This window comes from Streptomyces sp. NRRL S-1022, from assembly GCF_000720135.1.
In the GTDB taxonomy this organism is placed as follows: domain Bacteria; phylum Actinomycetota; class Actinomycetes; order Streptomycetales; family Streptomycetaceae; genus Streptomyces.
The window spans coordinates 335,685-349,422 of sequence record NZ_JOIU01000011.1; the positions used below are offsets into that span (position 1 = coordinate 335,685).

General features: G+C 71.6%; 12 protein-coding genes. 7 read left to right on the forward strand and 5 right to left on the reverse strand.

Annotated elements, in window-relative coordinates:
- The first annotated feature begins 199 nt into the window (after window positions 1-199).
- Complete coding sequence (locus IG05_RS47865) at window positions 200-364, forward strand: hypothetical protein (protein ID WP_158838948.1); 165 nt, start codon at window positions 200-202, stop codon at window positions 362-364.
- A gap of 491 nt (window positions 365-855) precedes the next feature.
- Here the strand turns inward: IG05_RS47865 and IG05_RS0117495 are convergent, their stop codons facing one another.
- Window positions 856-1,518 (reverse strand): hemerythrin domain-containing protein, encoded by a 663-nt coding sequence (locus IG05_RS0117495; RefSeq protein WP_234335889.1) that lies wholly within the window; start codon window positions 1,516-1,518, stop codon window positions 856-858.
- 357 nt (window positions 1,519-1,875) lie between these two features.
- On the opposite strand from IG05_RS0117495, the gene IG05_RS0117500 reads away from it, so the two are divergent.
- On the forward strand, window positions 1,876-2,901 hold the full coding sequence (locus tag IG05_RS0117500; RefSeq protein ID WP_030343551.1) for a YihY/virulence factor BrkB family protein: 1,026 nt from the start codon (window positions 1,876-1,878) through the stop codon (window positions 2,899-2,901).
- A gap of 167 nt (window positions 2,902-3,068) precedes the next feature.
- Here the strand turns inward: IG05_RS0117500 and IG05_RS0117505 are convergent, their stop codons facing one another.
- Window positions 3,069-3,479: a RidA family protein gene (locus IG05_RS0117505; RefSeq protein ID WP_030343554.1), complete on the reverse strand. Its 411-nt coding sequence runs from the start codon at window positions 3,477-3,479 to the stop codon at window positions 3,069-3,071.
- A gap of 288 nt (window positions 3,480-3,767) precedes the next feature.
- Between IG05_RS0117505 and IG05_RS0117510 the strand changes: the two genes are divergently transcribed.
- Entirely contained in the window at window positions 3,768-4,601 is an 834-nt protein-coding gene (locus tag IG05_RS0117510) for an MBL fold metallo-hydrolase (protein WP_030343556.1), read from the forward strand.
- A gap of 67 nt (window positions 4,602-4,668) precedes the next feature.
- On the opposite strand, the gene IG05_RS0117515 is transcribed toward IG05_RS0117510, so the two are convergent.
- Both IG05_RS0117515 and IG05_RS43745 read right to left on the reverse strand, forming a co-directional pair.
- Window positions 4,669-5,205 (reverse strand): isochorismatase family cysteine hydrolase, encoded by a 537-nt coding sequence (locus IG05_RS0117515; RefSeq protein ID WP_030343557.1) that lies wholly within the window; start codon window positions 5,203-5,205, stop codon window positions 4,669-4,671.
- 126 nt (window positions 5,206-5,331) lie between these two features.
- Window positions 5,332-5,955 (reverse strand): TetR/AcrR family transcriptional regulator, encoded by a 624-nt coding sequence (locus tag IG05_RS43745; protein ID WP_051789989.1) that lies wholly within the window; start codon window positions 5,953-5,955, stop codon window positions 5,332-5,334.
- A 340-nt stretch (window positions 5,956-6,295) separates the two neighbouring features.
- Here IG05_RS43745 and IG05_RS0117525 point away from each other — a divergent pair, with 340 nt between their 5' ends.
- Both IG05_RS0117525 and IG05_RS0117530 read left to right on the forward strand, forming a co-directional pair.
- Window positions 6,296-8,371, forward strand: coding sequence for an MMPL family transporter (locus IG05_RS0117525; protein WP_078894288.1), 2,076 nt, complete (start codon window positions 6,296-6,298; stop codon window positions 8,369-8,371).
- A gap of 87 nt (window positions 8,372-8,458) precedes the next feature.
- Window positions 8,459-9,175 carry an LmeA family phospholipid-binding protein gene (locus IG05_RS0117530; protein ID WP_030343562.1) on the forward strand — a complete coding sequence of 239 codons (717 nt, stop codon included), beginning with the start codon at window positions 8,459-8,461 and terminating at the stop codon, window positions 9,173-9,175.
- 188 nt (window positions 9,176-9,363) lie between these two features.
- Here the strand turns inward: IG05_RS0117530 and IG05_RS0117535 are convergent, their stop codons facing one another.
- A complete protein-coding gene (locus IG05_RS0117535) occupies window positions 9,364-11,748 on the reverse strand; it encodes a phosphoketolase (RefSeq protein ID WP_030343563.1) in 2,385 nt (794 codons plus the stop codon).
- 421 nt (window positions 11,749-12,169) lie between these two features.
- Here IG05_RS0117535 and IG05_RS0117540 point away from each other — a divergent pair, with 421 nt between their 5' ends.
- Together IG05_RS0117540 and IG05_RS0117545 are read left to right on the forward strand one after the other, a co-directional pair.
- Window positions 12,170-12,379 (forward strand): ferredoxin, encoded by a 210-nt coding sequence (locus IG05_RS0117540; protein WP_030343565.1) that lies wholly within the window; start codon window positions 12,170-12,172, stop codon window positions 12,377-12,379.
- Window positions 12,369-13,724 carry an NAD(P)/FAD-dependent oxidoreductase gene (locus IG05_RS0117545; protein WP_030343566.1) on the forward strand — a complete coding sequence of 452 codons (1,356 nt, stop codon included), beginning with the start codon at window positions 12,369-12,371 and terminating at the stop codon, window positions 13,722-13,724. The genes IG05_RS0117540 and IG05_RS0117545 overlap by 11 nt, the downstream gene beginning before the upstream one ends.
- The last annotated feature ends 14 nt before the right edge of the window (window positions 13,725-13,738 follow it).

The following is a 13,738-nucleotide window of genomic DNA, read 5'->3' on the forward strand; positions in this document are numbered from 1 at the left end:
GAGGAGATGCACGAGGCCCACTCGTTCCGGGGCACGCGTCCGGTGGGCCGAGCGGGCCGTCGATCAGGAAGGACCTGCTGTGCGCCTGCCCCGGTCCGCACCTCGTCGGCCTGTCGCGGGCGTCCGCCACGACCGGGCCGGGCCGGTGGATGTGCGCAGCTTCGGGACGCTTCGCCTCCGAGGGCGACGGCATCCGATCGTGCTCGTCCCGGACCTCGGGGTGCCCGGGTACCTGCTGCCGGCAGCCGGCCGCTGCGCCCGGTCGGGGCCGGTGCGTGTGCTGGACCTCCCCGGCTTCGGGGATCCGCTGGGTCAGGCGTGCGACGCGACGCTGGGACCGCTCGCCGACACGGTGTCGCGGTGACCGGCGGACGTCGCGCCGGTCCCCGTGGTGCCGGCCGGGCACTCCACCGGCGCCCAGGTGGCGTTGCACGCGGCCGTTCGCAGGCCCGACCGGGTGGGGGCGCTCGTGCTGCTCGCGCCCACGTTCCCGCCCGGCCTGCGAGGAGCGGGTCCACTGGTCCGCGCCTTCGCGCGCACGGCGCTCCACGAGTGCGTCCGCTCGGCACAGTCGGACGCACCCGAGCAACTGCTCCCCTCGGTGCGGTGCCCGGTCACCGTCGCGGTGGGCGAGCACGACGCCCTCAGCCCTCCGGACTGGGCGCACCGGCTGGTGAGCCGTACCAGCCACGGGCCAGTCGTCATCGTCCCGGGGGCCCACTCCTTCCCGCACACGGCTCGGCGGAGGCGCTCCACCGCCGGAAGGTCCTCCCCCGGTGGAGCAGGTCAGCGGACCGTCTCAGGCCCGACATGTCGTGGCCCACATCGCCCCGCCCCGGCCCCTCATCCCCCGGATCACGTACCCCCGCGGTGCCGAACGGCGTCGAGTGCCCGGTCGAGAGGGCCGAGGACCGGGGCGGCCAGCTTGTTCGTGGCCTCGTTGTTGACCCAGCGGTGCGGCCGGGTCGGCGCGTACGCCTGGGTCAGCCTGACCTCGGCGCCGAGCATCCGCAGCCGGGGCGCGCTGACCGCCTGCCGGAGCGCCATGAATTCCTCGCGCTCCTCGCGTGCGGCGTGCCGGGTGATCACTCGCCGGGCCTCGTTCAGCCGGCGCAGATAGCCAGGGCCGTCCGGACCGGTGCGCCAGAGCGAGATCAGCAGCTCCTTGGCCGCCTTCTCCTCGTGACGGCGTCGGGCGGCCACCTCACGACCGTGCCGCAGCGCCCGCCGCGCGACCGGATGGACATGCGCTTCCTCGGCAGCTTCGTGTACGGCGAGCAGCCGCATCAGCCGGTGGAAGTTGCGGCTACGCCACGGACCGGGCAGCGCGGCCTTGAGGAAGCCCAGCTTGATCTGCCGGTGCTGGTGGACGAGCAGGTCGACGGCGTTCTCGGCGCCCAGGGAGCGTGCGAGCCTCAGTGACCAGGCGGGGGCGGCCTTCGCGGTCTTGGCGGTGGCCTTGCCGACGCGCAGCGACATCGGCGGCAGCTGCACGGCGGACTTCGTCAGCGTGCTCATGATCCCTCCTCGCTGATCCCTCCTCGCTTCGGTCGCAGCGCTCGCGAGTACCCACCGGTGCCACGCTCACGCGTCCGGCACCCTCGCGGAACCAATCCATCCGTTTCGGAAGGGGGTGGGTGGAGACTTCTGATGGCAGGTGGTGCCACCGCCGGCGGCACCGGTGATCCGGCGCTTGCTCGCCGTACGGCCCAGTGCGTGCTCGGACAGGCCTCCCGACCACAGGGGCGGCGAAATGCGATGCCGAAGAGGGAACGGAAGCAGGACGAGGCGGCAGTGACCATGGGGCCGGACAGGCAGTCCCCGCTCACCCGGAGGACGCTCGCATCCGCCACGGCCGTTCACCGGGGATGAGTCATGCACGTGCTCGCGCGCCTGGACGCGTATCAGAGACGGCACCGCTGGGTGGGCCTGCCGCTCGCCGTCCTGTACAAGTTCTACGACGACCAGGCGCTGTACCTCGCCGCCCTCCTCACCTACTACGGTTTCCTCTCGCTGTTCCCCCTGCTGCTGATCCTCGTCGTCGTCCTGAGCACCTTCCTCAGTGACGATCCGGCCCTGCGGCAGCATGTGCTGGACTCCGCCCTCGGCGAGTTCCCGGTCATCGGCGACCAGATCGGGGAGAACATCCGCTCCTTCCACGGCAACGGTGCGGCACTGGCCGCCGGCATCGTCGGCAGCCTCTACGGTTCGCTGGGCGTCGCCCAGGCCGCGCAGTACGCACTCAACAAGATCTGGGCCGTCCCGAGGCACGCCCGGCCCGACCCGTTGCGGTCCCGCCTGAAGGGCCTGGTCTTCCTGCTCGTCCTGGCACTCGGGTTGTGTGCCTTCACCCTGCTGTCGGTGGAGGGCTCGACCGCCTACGTCCTCGGCGCACGGCTGAGAGGCGCGTCGTGGCTGGCCGCCACCGCGGGGTCCGTGTGTCTCAGCACCGCACTGCTGCTGGCGAGCTACCGGCTGCTGACGCACCGGGCGCTGCCACTGCGCCGGCTCCTCGGGGTGGCGCTGGGCGCCGGCCTCGCCTGGCAGGCACTGCAGTGGGTGGGCTCCTACTACGTGAGCCACGTCCTGCGCGGTGCCACGGCCACCTACGGCATGTTCGGCATCGTCCTCGGACTGTTCGCCTGGCTCTACGCCGGGGCGCTGATCTTCGTCACAGCCGCCGAGGTGGGGGCCGTACGGGTCATGCGGCTGTGGCCGCGGAGCCTGCTGACGCCGTTCACGGACCGGGTGCACCTCAGCCCGGCGGACCGCCGGGCCTACCGATCGTACGCGGCGACCGAAGCGTTCAAAGGCTTCCAGAAGATCCGGGTGCACTACGAGCCGCCGCCCGATCCGCGGCACGACGAACCCCACGACGAACCTCCCGATGACGCCCGCTGAGCTCGGCGGGACAGGGCATGTGGCGGCGGAGGTTCCGAAGTCCGGCGGACCCGGGCACGCGTGAGTCGGCTCGGTACGGCCGGCTTCTCCCAGGGGTGCCGCAGGTGGCGGGCCGGCGGGCGGGCGAGCCGGAGCCGGGTGCATGCGGTTCGAGGCGTGGGGACCGCTCAGCCGGGCAGCGCGACGATGAGGTCCACCTCGACCAGCTGCCCTGCGAAGCCCAGCTGCGCAACCCCCAAAAGCGTGCTGGCGGACGTGAAGGCCGGACCGAGAGCGGAAGCGGTAAGCCGGTGCCAGACGAGACCCAGATCCTCCCTGTCATCGCTCCGCACGTAGATCACCGAACGCACCACGTGCTCCGGCTGGGCATCCACCGCCGCGAGGGCCGCGAGTGCATTCACGACGACCTGATCGACCTGCACGGCGAGGGAGCCCGCGCCGACGAGAGAGCCGCCACGGTCGAGGGGACACTGCCCCGCCAGATAAGCCGTTCGGCCGGTCTCCACCACGGTGATGTGGTGGTAGCCCGGCGTCTCATGCAACTGATCGGGGTTGAGACGGCTGATCCTCGCTGTCATGCCGCGAGTCTGACCACTCTGCCCCCGACACGCACCCGAATTTTCCCCACCGCGCGACCGTCCGACGCGGCGCGAGATTGGAGGACAAGCTGAGGGGGTGTTCCCCGCGAGCGGGGATCCGGTGTGCTCAGGGACGGTCTCCCGGGGGGCCGCGACATGGGAAACGGGATCAAAACGGGGATCGGGTATCGCGCACACGGCTTAGGGAGACCCCGGTGAGGGGAACCCGGCATTCCGGAACGGATCGCGACGACCTCAGACGGTGCCAGCCGTCGGGCAAGGACCGTGATGACTACCTTTGACGACGCGCTCGACCTCCACTTCATCGGCAACGCGACGGTCCTGCTGCGGTTCGGCGAACTGACCCTGCTGACGGACCCCAACTTCCTCCACCGGGACGAGCGAGCACATCTGGGCTACGGACTGGTCAGCCGCCGGCTCACCGAGCCGGCCCTCGACGCGGCGGACCTGCCCCGCCTGGACGGCGTCGTCCTCTCGCACCTGCACGGTGATCACTGGGACCGCCGGGCCAGGCGTCACCTGGACCGCTCGGTACCGATCGTCACGACCCGGCACGCGGCGCGCCATCTGCGTACCTGGCAGGGGTTCCACAGGGCGGGCGGACTGCGTACGTGGGAGAGTTGCACGCTCACGCGCGGCGCGGCGCAGGTCCGCGTCACCTCGCTGCCCGGCCGGCACGCGCTGCGGCCCGTGCTGCGCGGCATGCTGCCTCCCGTCATGGGAAGCATGCTGGAATTCGGCCCCGTCGACGGGCCACCGCGTCTGCGGCTGTACGTCTCCGGCGACACCCTGCTGTTCGACGGCCTGGAAGAGATCGCCCGGCGTTTCCCCGCCGCCGACCTGGCCGTGCTCCACCTCGGAGGCACTCGGCTGCCCGGGGGATTCGTGGTGACCATGGACGGCGCGCAGGGAGCCGAACTCGCCCGGCGCCTCGACTACCGGCGCATCCTGCCGGTCCACTATGACGACTACACCGTGTTCCGGTCCCCGCTGCACGACTTCCTGACCGAGGCGCGCAGGCTGGGGCTCGAGGAGCGACTCCTGCACTGCCCCCGGGGACAGCACGCACGCCTGGTGCCGGGCGGCACCGCGGTGAGGTGAGACGGCTGCGGGAGCGTGTGCCCGGCCGGCGCCGACGTCACTTGGCCGACCCCCGGACGTATCGGTTTCAACTCCACAGGTCGTCGCTCGTGCACACGTACGCCCCCATGTTCCGCTCCATCATCTTCAGGGCGGCCTGAGCGAGGTCTTCGTGGATGTGCGCCACGGCATTCTCGGGAACGGTCACCTCGAAGTGACGGATGTGGGCGTCGAGGGCCGAGTAGAGCACGCACTGCTCGGTCACCTGACCGGTGAGTACCAGCTGGTCGATGCCCTGTTGCCGGAGGAGGTACTCCAGGGGGGTCTCGAAGAAGACGGAGTGGCGGGCCTTCATCACGAAGAGGGAATCGCTGTTCGGCTGCAAGGGCTTCACCAGGCTGCCGTGCGGTCCGCTCAGGGCCTGCTCCAGCAGCTCGCCGTGGTGCGATCGCCACTCGCCGAAGTTGTCGTTCGCATAGATCACCGGTATCGAGAGGTCTCGCGCGCGTCCCAGGAGGTCGGCCACGACCGGCACGACCGTCCGGGCCGAGGGAAGCAGCAGGTCGGCGTCCTTGTGGTCGTACGTATTGATCATGTCGATGACCAGCAGTGCAGTCTTGCTCACCCCCGCCGGGTTCCCTGATCCCGCGAATCACCTCTGCCTGACCGCAGGAATTTCGGGAGGGGTGTGCATCTGCCAGCCGGCCAGCGCCTCGGGAGCTGTCGGCTCTCCCCCTGCTCCCTCCTCCTGTCAGCGCTGTCCGGGTGAACCGATGCCGCGCAGTATCCCGAACGCGCGCAGCAGGGGGGCCGGGCCCGTGTCCGTGAGGCCGGAGGCCCGCCGTGCCCTGCGGGTACGCAGTACGGCGCGGACCGCGGACAGGGCGGCGCACGCGATCACCGCGGCCGTGAGGTCGGCGTCCGGGGTGTCCGGCGGCAGCCTGTGCTGGACCAGGACGGTGAGCCGCTCCTCGAAGTCGGAGAAGGCCTGGACGAGCCGGGTCGTGACGACGTTCTCGATGCCCTGGATCGGATGGCTGAGGGCGGTCAGCGTGGAGGCGGCGAACGGTTCGGCCGCCTCCAGCAGGGCGTTGCACACCGCGTCCAGGGGCTCCTCGTCCGCCGGGCGCCGGGCCAGGGCGTCCTCGACATAGGCGAAGATCTCGACGCCGTCCGGGAGCAGCAGCGCCTCCTTGCTCTCGAAGTAGCGGAAGAAGGTGCGCGCCGAGACGTTCGCGTATGCGGCGATGTCCGCGACGGTGGTGGCCTCGAAACCACGTTCTTTGAACAGGCGCGCGGCCCCTTCCAGCAGGCGGTGCCGCGTCTCCTCCTTCTTGCGTTCGCGCAGTCCGGCGGGGGCGATCTCGTTGGGCATGGTCAGAAGCCTCCCGTCATGCTGTCGCGACTGTCAATCGGCACACGTGCCGCCACCCAGGGCCGCGCCCGTGCCCGCGTCACGCTCGCCGTGCTCCGGGATGCGCCTTCCCACTTTCGTCGCAGCAGCAAATGTCACTCATGACAATTGTCATTCATGACACTTGCTCCTAGAGTTCGTGTCACTCGTGACACTTTTCCTAGGAGACCAGGTGGCCCGCCCTCCCCAACACCTCGCCGCGCCCATCGGAACGCACACCGCCGCCGGTCCGGCGACCGGCCTCGACGCAGCGCCTAGCGGACTCGGTCGCCTCGGCGGGTGCTGCGCCCGGCATCCGGTCATGGTGATCGCCGCCTGGCTGCTGGTTCTCGGCTGCGCTCTCGCGGGACGGCATTTCGCCGCGCCGACCTTCAGCGACCAGGTCAGCCTGCCCGGCACCGCCTCCCACACCGGCGCCGATCTTCTTGCCACCTCGATGCCCGAAGCGGGCAGGCCGGGCGGCAAGGTCGTGTTCCACAGCGGCTCCGGCAGCGTGGCCGACCAGCGGCCGGCCCTCGATCGGAGCCTGTCCGAGCTGCGCGGGCTGCCGCACGTCACCGCCGTCTCCGCGCCCGTCACCAGTGCCGACGGACGCACCGCGTACACCGCGGTCTCCTTCGACGAGCAGCTGAAGAACCTCGGCCACGACTACACCGGGCGACTTGACGAGGCGACCGGCCCCGCCCGGGCCGCGGGGCTCGGCGTCGCCTACGGCGGCGATCTGGACCAGGTGGTGCGGGCACCGGCCGACGACAAGCTGAGCGAGGGCGTAGGCGTCGTGGCCGCCCTCGTCATCCTGCTGCTGGCCTTCGGCAGCGTCCTCGCCGCGCTGCTGCCGCTGGTCACCGCGCTGATCGGTGTCGGGGTCGGCCTCGGCATCGTGGGCATCGTCGCCGCCACCCTCTCCTTCGCGACCTCGGCCACCACCCTGGCCGGCATGATCGGCCTGGGCGTCGGCATCGACTACGCCCTCTTCCTGACGACACGCTTCCGCCAGGACCTCATCGACGGACGCGACCCGGCCGACGCCGCGGCCCGCACCGCGCACACCAGCGGACGCGCTGTCCTGGTCGCCGCTCTGACCGTGGCCGTGGCCATGCTCAGCCTCTACGCCTGCGGACTGACCTTCATCGGCAAGATCGGCCTCGCGGCCACCCTCGCCGTCGTCGTCACCGCCGCTGCCGCGCTCACCCTCGTACCGGCGGCCCTGGGACTGGTGGGCAGGCGCATCGACCGGTTCCGTCTGCGCCGCCCGGTCGCCGAGGGCACGGCGGCCGGTGACGGCCGCAACCGGTACGCGGACCTCGTCGCCCGGCGCCCCTGGACGTTCCTCGCCGTCGGCGTCGCCGTCCTCGGTGTGTGCTCGCTGCCCCTGTTGTCGATGCGTCTCGGCCACGTCGACGCCGGTGCCGACCGGCCCGGCAGCAGCACCCGTACCGCCTACGACTGGATCGCGCACGCCGACGGGCAGGGCTTCGGAGCGGGGGCGAACGGCCCGATCGTCACCGTCGTCGACGTGCGCGGCGCGAAGTCGTCCGTCGACCGGATCACGGGTGAGGTGACCACGGCCCTGAGAACCACCCACGGCGTGGCCGCCTTCACCCCCGTGCAGGCGAGCGCCGACGGGCGGATCCTCGTCACCACGGTCACTCCGGCCACCGGCCCGCAGGACGCCGCCACCGGCGACCTGCTCGCCGCCCTTCGCGGCGAGACGCTGCCGAAGGCCCTGCACGGCACGGGCGCCCACGCCTACCTCACCGGTACCGTGGCCGGCCAGGCCGACTTCCGCGACACGATCGGCGCACGGCTGCCCGTCGTCATCGGGATCGTCCTGGTCCTCGCCTTCCTGCTGCTCATGACGGTCTTCCGCAGCCTGGTGATCCCGCTGAAGGCCGTCGTGCTCAACCTGTGCACCACGGCCGCGTCCTACGGCGTGCTCGTCGCGGTCTTCCAGTGGGGGTGGGGGGACTCGCTGCTGGGGCTCTCGGAGCCGGTGCCCATCGAGTCGTACGTACCGATGATGATGTTCGCGATCGTCTTCGGGCTGTCCATGGACTACGAGATCTTTTTGCTGTCCCGGATCGCCGAGGCCTGGCACCGCACCGGCGACAACCGCCTCGCCGTGGGAGAGGGGCTGTCCGCGACGGCGCGCGTGATCTCCGCTGCCGCGTTCATCATGACCGCCGTGTTCCTCTCCTTCACCGCCTCGCCGACCGTGGTCGTGAAGATGCTCGCGCTGGGGCTGGCGATCAGCGTGGTCGTCGACGCCACGGTGGTCCGCCTGATCCTGGTGCCGTCCGCCATGTTCCTCCTGGGGCGGGCGAACTGGTGGCTGCCCCGCCGGCTCGGCCGGGTCCTCCCGCACCTGCACGCCTGACCGACCGAACGCCCCGACGCCCGAACGCCGACCGATCCGGAGCCGTGACCCGTGGGACCGAACCCCCGCCGAAAGACCCTTCGCGGAATGACCCTCCGCCGAAAGACCCTCCTCGTCCTCGCCGTCACCGCCGCGGTCACGGCCCTGCTCACCAGCGCGACCGACCTCCTGGCCGAGCACCGCGCCGAGGAGCGGATCGTCGCCCGGGCCACGCGCGGGCTGCGGCCGGACGGCCCGGTGCACGCCGACCTCACCACCCCGTTCGCGGGCCTGCGCACCCTGGGAGGGGAGGTCGGGGACGTCGAGGTGAGCGCGGAAGGTGTGCACCGCCAGCACGCCTCCATGGATGTGACCGTCCGGCTGGACGACGTGACGACCGACGGCGACAGCGCCGGCGGCACCGCAACCGCCGTCGTGGGATACGACCAGGTGACCCGGCGCCTGGGCACGTCCGGCAATGGCCTGAGGGCCGGCGGCCGGGCCGGCGACCTCATCCTCACCGGGAGCGCCGGCCGCCTGGGTCTGCCGGTCACCGTGCGGGCGACCCTGTCCACGACCCCGCACGCCCTCACCATCACGCCCACCACCGTGAGCATCCTCGGCCGCAGCGTGGCCGTCACCGACCTCGCCGGGCTGCCGGGCGCCTCCGCACTCCGGGAGGAGCTCACACCCCGTACCGTGCCCGTCGGCGCACTCCCCCACGGAGTCGCGCTCACTTCGGCGCAGGCCGCCGACGACGGTCTCGTCCTCGGCTTCTCCATCCCCGCCGGGCCGACACCGAATACGGCAGGAAAGACCGTCTGACCGTCCGAGCGACGCCTGCCGGAGCCGACGCCCGACGTGACAGCCGTCCTCCCGCATGCCCGGGCCGCGATGCGGCCGGTGTCGGAGGGTCCGGGGGAAGTCCCCGAGGGCACCGGCGACCGCGCCGGGGGCTTCCAGGGCGCAGGTGACCGACGGAACGTGTCGCAGGCGGGGTGGGCGGAGGCGGCTCAGCCGTCCCAGGTCCAGTCGGCGACCTCGGGCAGGTCCACGCCGTGCTCGCGGATCCACCCGTGGTGGCGCTGCCGGACGTCCTCCATCCGCTGGCGTACGGCCGCCGCGCGGACCGCGAGACCGGGGACGCGGTCGATGACGTCCATGACGAGGCGGTAGCGGTCGAGGTCGTTGCGGACCACCATGTCGAACGGGGTGGTCGTGGTGCCGATCTCCTTGTACCCGCGTACGTGCAGGTTCGGGTGTCCGGTGCGGCGGTAGGCCAGGCGGTGGATGAGCCACGGGTAGCCGTGGTAGGCGAAGATCACCGGCTTGTCCGCGGTGAACAGACCGTCGTACTCGAAGTCGCTCATACCGTGCGGGTGCTCGTCGCCCGGCAGCAACCGGGCGATGTCGACGACGTTGATCACGCGCACGGCCAGGTCGGGCAGGTGGCGGCGGAGCAACTGGGCGGCGGCGAGGACCTCCTGGGTGGGTACGTCGCCCGCGCAGGCGAGCACCACGTCCGGTTCCCGGGTGCCGTCCTCGGTGCCGGCCCACTCCCAGATGCCGGCGCCGCGCGCGCAGTGGACCTTCGCTTCCTCCATCGACAGCCAGTCGAAGCAGGGCTGCTTGCCGGCCACGACGACGTTGACGTAGTCCCGGCTGCGCAGGACGTGGTCGGCGACGGACAGGAGGGTGTTGGCGTCCGGCGGGAAGTACACCCGCACGGCTTCGGGACTCTTGTTGAGGATGTGGTCGACGAAGCCGGGGTCCTGGTGGGAGAAGCCGTTGTGGTCCTGGCGCCACACGTGCGAGGTCAGCAGGTAGTTGAGGGAGGCGATGGGGGCGCGCCAGGACAGCCGGCGGGTGGTGCGCAGCCATTTGATGTGCTGGTTGACCATGGAGTCGACGATGTGGACGAACGCCTCGTAGCAGGAGAACAGCCCGTGCCGGCCGGTGAGCAGGTAGCCCTCCAGCCAGCCCTGGCAGGTGTGCTCGGAGAGGATCTCCATGACCCGGCCGTGCGGGTCGAGGTGTTCGTCCACCGGCAGGGTCTCGGCCTGCCATGCCTTGCCGCTGGCCGCGTAGACGGCCTGCAGCCGGTTGGAGGCCGTCTCGTCGGGGCCGACGAGCCGGAAGTCGCGCCGGGTGGCGGTGGCGGCCATGACGTCCCGGAGCATGTCGCCGAGGACGCGGGTCGGTTCGTGCAGGGTGGCGCCGGGCTTGTCGACCTCGACGGCGTGCTTGTCCAGTGGCGGCAGCGGCAGTTGGCGCAGCAGGAGACCGCCGTTGGCGTGCGGCGTGGCGCCGAGCCGGTGGCTGCCCCGCGGGATGCACGCGAGCACGTCCGGGCGCGGGGCGCCGTGCTCGTCGAAGAGTTCCCCGGGCCGGTAGGAGCGCAGCCACTGCTCCAACTGCCGCAGGTGCTCGGGGTTGTCCCGGACCGCGGCCAGAGGCACCTGGTGGGCCCGCCAGGTGCCCTCCACCGGCAGGCCGTCGACCTCCGCGGGACCGGTCCAGCCCTTCGGTGTGCGCAGTACGATCACCGGCCAGCGGGGCCGGTCCGTGACGTCGTCCTCGCGGGCCGCGCGCTGGATCGCCGCGATGCGGTCCAGCGCGCTGTCCATCGCGCCGGCCATCGCGCGGTGGACGGCCGAGGGGTCGTCACCGGTCACGTGGATCGGGTCGTGGCCGTAGCCGCGCAGCAGCTCGTCCAGTTCCGTCTCGGGGAGCCGGGCCAGCACGGTGGGGTTGGCGATCTTGTAGCCGTTCAGGTGCAGGATCGGCAGGACGGCGCCGTCGCGGACCGGGTCCAGGAACTTGTTCGAGTGCCAGGACGCGGCCAGCGGTCCCGTCTCCGCCTCGCCGTCACCGATCACACAGGCGACGACCAGGCCGGGGTTGTCGAAGGCGGCGCCGTAGGCGTGGGAGAGGGAGTAGCCGAGTTCGCCGCCCTCGTGGATCGAGCCCGGCGTCTCGGGGGCGACGTGGCTGGGCACCCCGCCGGGGTAGGAGAACTGCTTGAAGAGCCGGGCCATGCCGGCCGCGTCCCGAGTGACGTCCGGGTACGTCTCGGTGTACGAGCCCTCCAGCCAGGAGTTGGCGAGGACCGCGGGTCCGCCGTGGCCGGGGCCCCAGATGCACAGCGCGTCCAGGCCGCGGGCCTTGATGACGCGGTTGAGGTGGGTGTGCACCAGGTTGAGGCCCGGGGAGGTGCCCCAGTGCCCGAGCAGCCGCGGCTTGACGTGCTCGGGCCGCAGGGGTTCGGTCAGCAAGGGGTTGGCCGTGAGGTAGATCTGGCCGACGGCCAGATAGTTCGCGGCGCGCCAGTGGGCGTCCAGTGACCTCAGCTCTTCCTCGTCCAGCCGAGCGGACGCCTGCTGCGTGTCGAGGGCCATCGAGATTCCTTCCCTGCCGGGGCAGCGTTCACCGTGCCGTGCGTGGCGGCCGCGGTACGGCCCACCTTCCACCGGGGCACCGGGTACCCGACAGGGCCGTTCGGGCCACCTGGCAGAGCGGGTCGTCCGAGCGAGTGCGGGGAGCGGCGCCACACGGCTTCCGCAGCGGTCTCTGCCGAAGCTCGCACCTGGACCGCCCATGTCGGCCTGTACGCGGAGGAGATCGGCCACACGGGCGAACAACTGGGCAACGCGCCCCAGGTGTTCACCCACCGTGCTCTCATCGGCGCCGCGTGCGACCACGACCGCGCCCCGGGCCGGCCAGTCACCGGGGGCGTCCCCCGGGCGGTCACCGTGCGAGCGACCGGGTCTTTGCCCATGCTGGAGTGAGGGGGCTGTGACGGCGGAGGAAGTGGTGATGATGCGGACCGTTGTCGACCTCACGCGCTGCCAGGGCTACGCACAGTGCGTGTTCCTCGCACCGGACATGTTCGAGCTGCACGGCGAGGAGGGACTGCTGTACACCACGGCCGTGCCGGACGACCAGGTGGAACGCGTGCGCCAGGCCGCGGCGGCGTGTCCGGTGCAGGCGATCCTGCTCGGGGAAGAGGTGAGCATCGGTGTCCGCTGACCTGAAGGACGGCCGGATCGTCATCGTCGGCGCGTCGCTGGCGGGGCTGCGGGCGGCGGAGACGCTGCGCGAGGAGGGCTTCCACGGTTCACTGACCGTGGTCGGGGACGAACCCTGCGCACCCTACGACCGGCCACCGTTGTCCAAGCAGGTGTTGCTCGGCCAGGCGACGGCGGACACCACCGAGCTGCCGATGCGCCGCGATCCGGACGCCGAGTGGCGGCTGGGCGTACGCGCCACCGGCGTCGATCTGCTGGAGAAACGAGTGCTGCTGGCCGACGGGGACTCGCTTCCGTACGACCGGCTGCTGATCGCCACCGGCACCCGGGCGCGTCCGTGGCCCAACGCCGACGAGGCCGCTCTGGACGGGGTGTTCACCCTGCGGACCCGCGAGGACGGCGCAGGGCTGGCCGAGCGGCTGGCCGCCGGGCCGGAGCGGGTGCTGGTGATCGGCGGCGGCTTCACCGGCTCGGAGATCGCTTCCGCCTGCCGGGAGCTGGGGCTGCAGGTCACGGTCGCGGAACGCGGCCCCGCGCCTCTCGTGGGCGCTCTGGGCGGAACCCTGTCGAAGCTCGCGGCGGTCATGCAGCGCAACCACGGCGTGGATCTGCGCACCGGAGTGACGGTCACCGCCCTGAACGGCAACGGCGCCTTCACCGGTGCGCAGCTGTCCGACGGTGGCCGCGTCGAGGCGGACGTGTGCGTCGTGGCACTGGGCGCCGTCCGCAACGTCGAGTGGCTGGCCGACTCCGGGCTGGCGGCGGGCCCGCGCGGGATCGCCTGCGACGCCGGATGCCGCGCGTTCAACATGTACGGAATCGTCACCGACGACGTCTTCGTCGCCGGCGACGTCTCCCGCTTCCCCCACCCGCTCTTCGGCTACCAGCTGCTCTCTCTGGAACACTGGGGCAACGCCGTCGAGCAGGCCGAGGTGGCGGCCCACAACATGGTCCATCCCGGGCCGCTGCGGCGCCCGCACCTGGCCGTCCCCGTGTTCTGGTCGACCCAGTTCGGCCTCAACATCAAGTCGGTGGGTGTGCCCACCTACTCCGACCACGTGGTCATCGCCCAGGGCTCGCTGGAGGCGCGCCGGCTCGCGATGGTGTACGGCTACAAGGGCCGGGTCACCGCCGCGGTCACCGTCGACATGGCCAAGTCGCTGGAGTACTACCGGCACCTGATCGAGACGGCTGCCCCGTTCCCACCGCCGCCCGGTGCGGCCGACCGGGCGATCGCGGCCGACGTCGCGATCCCGTCCGACGTACCGGACCCGTCGGTGCTGTCCCACGGCCCGACCGTCGCCCTCACCGGTTACCTTCCCGACCGCCGGCTGACCGTGGTGTAGACCACGTACCGCCC

Excerpts from the sequence above, each read along its gene's own strand:
- IG05_RS0117500 (WP_030343551.1), top strand. The coding sequence starts at position 1,876 with ATGCACGTGCTCGCGCGCCTGGACGCGTATCAGAGACGGCACCGCTGG.
- IG05_RS0117540 (WP_030343565.1), top strand. The coding sequence starts at position 12,170 with ATGCGGACCGTTGTCGACCTCACGCGCTGCCAGGGCTACGCACAGTGC.
- IG05_RS0117535 (WP_030343563.1), bottom strand. The coding sequence starts at position 11,748 with ATGGCCCTCGACACGCAGCAGGCGTCCGCTCGGCTGGACGAGGAAGAG.
- IG05_RS0117510 (WP_030343556.1), top strand. The coding sequence starts at position 3,768 with ATGACTACCTTTGACGACGCGCTCGACCTCCACTTCATCGGCAACGCG.
- IG05_RS0117525 (WP_078894288.1), top strand. The coding sequence starts at position 6,296 with ATGGTGATCGCCGCCTGGCTGCTGGTTCTCGGCTGCGCTCTCGCGGGA.
- IG05_RS0117530 (WP_030343562.1), top strand. The coding sequence starts at position 8,459 with ATGACCCTCCGCCGAAAGACCCTCCTCGTCCTCGCCGTCACCGCCGCG.
- IG05_RS0117505 (WP_030343554.1), bottom strand. The coding sequence starts at position 3,479 with ATGACAGCGAGGATCAGCCGTCTCAACCCCGATCAGTTGCATGAGACG.
- IG05_RS43745 (WP_051789989.1), bottom strand. The coding sequence starts at position 5,955 with ATGCCCAACGAGATCGCCCCCGCCGGACTGCGCGAACGCAAGAAGGAG.
- IG05_RS0117495 (WP_234335889.1), bottom strand. The coding sequence starts at position 1,518 with ATGAGCACGCTGACGAAGTCCGCCGTGCAGCTGCCGCCGATGTCGCTG.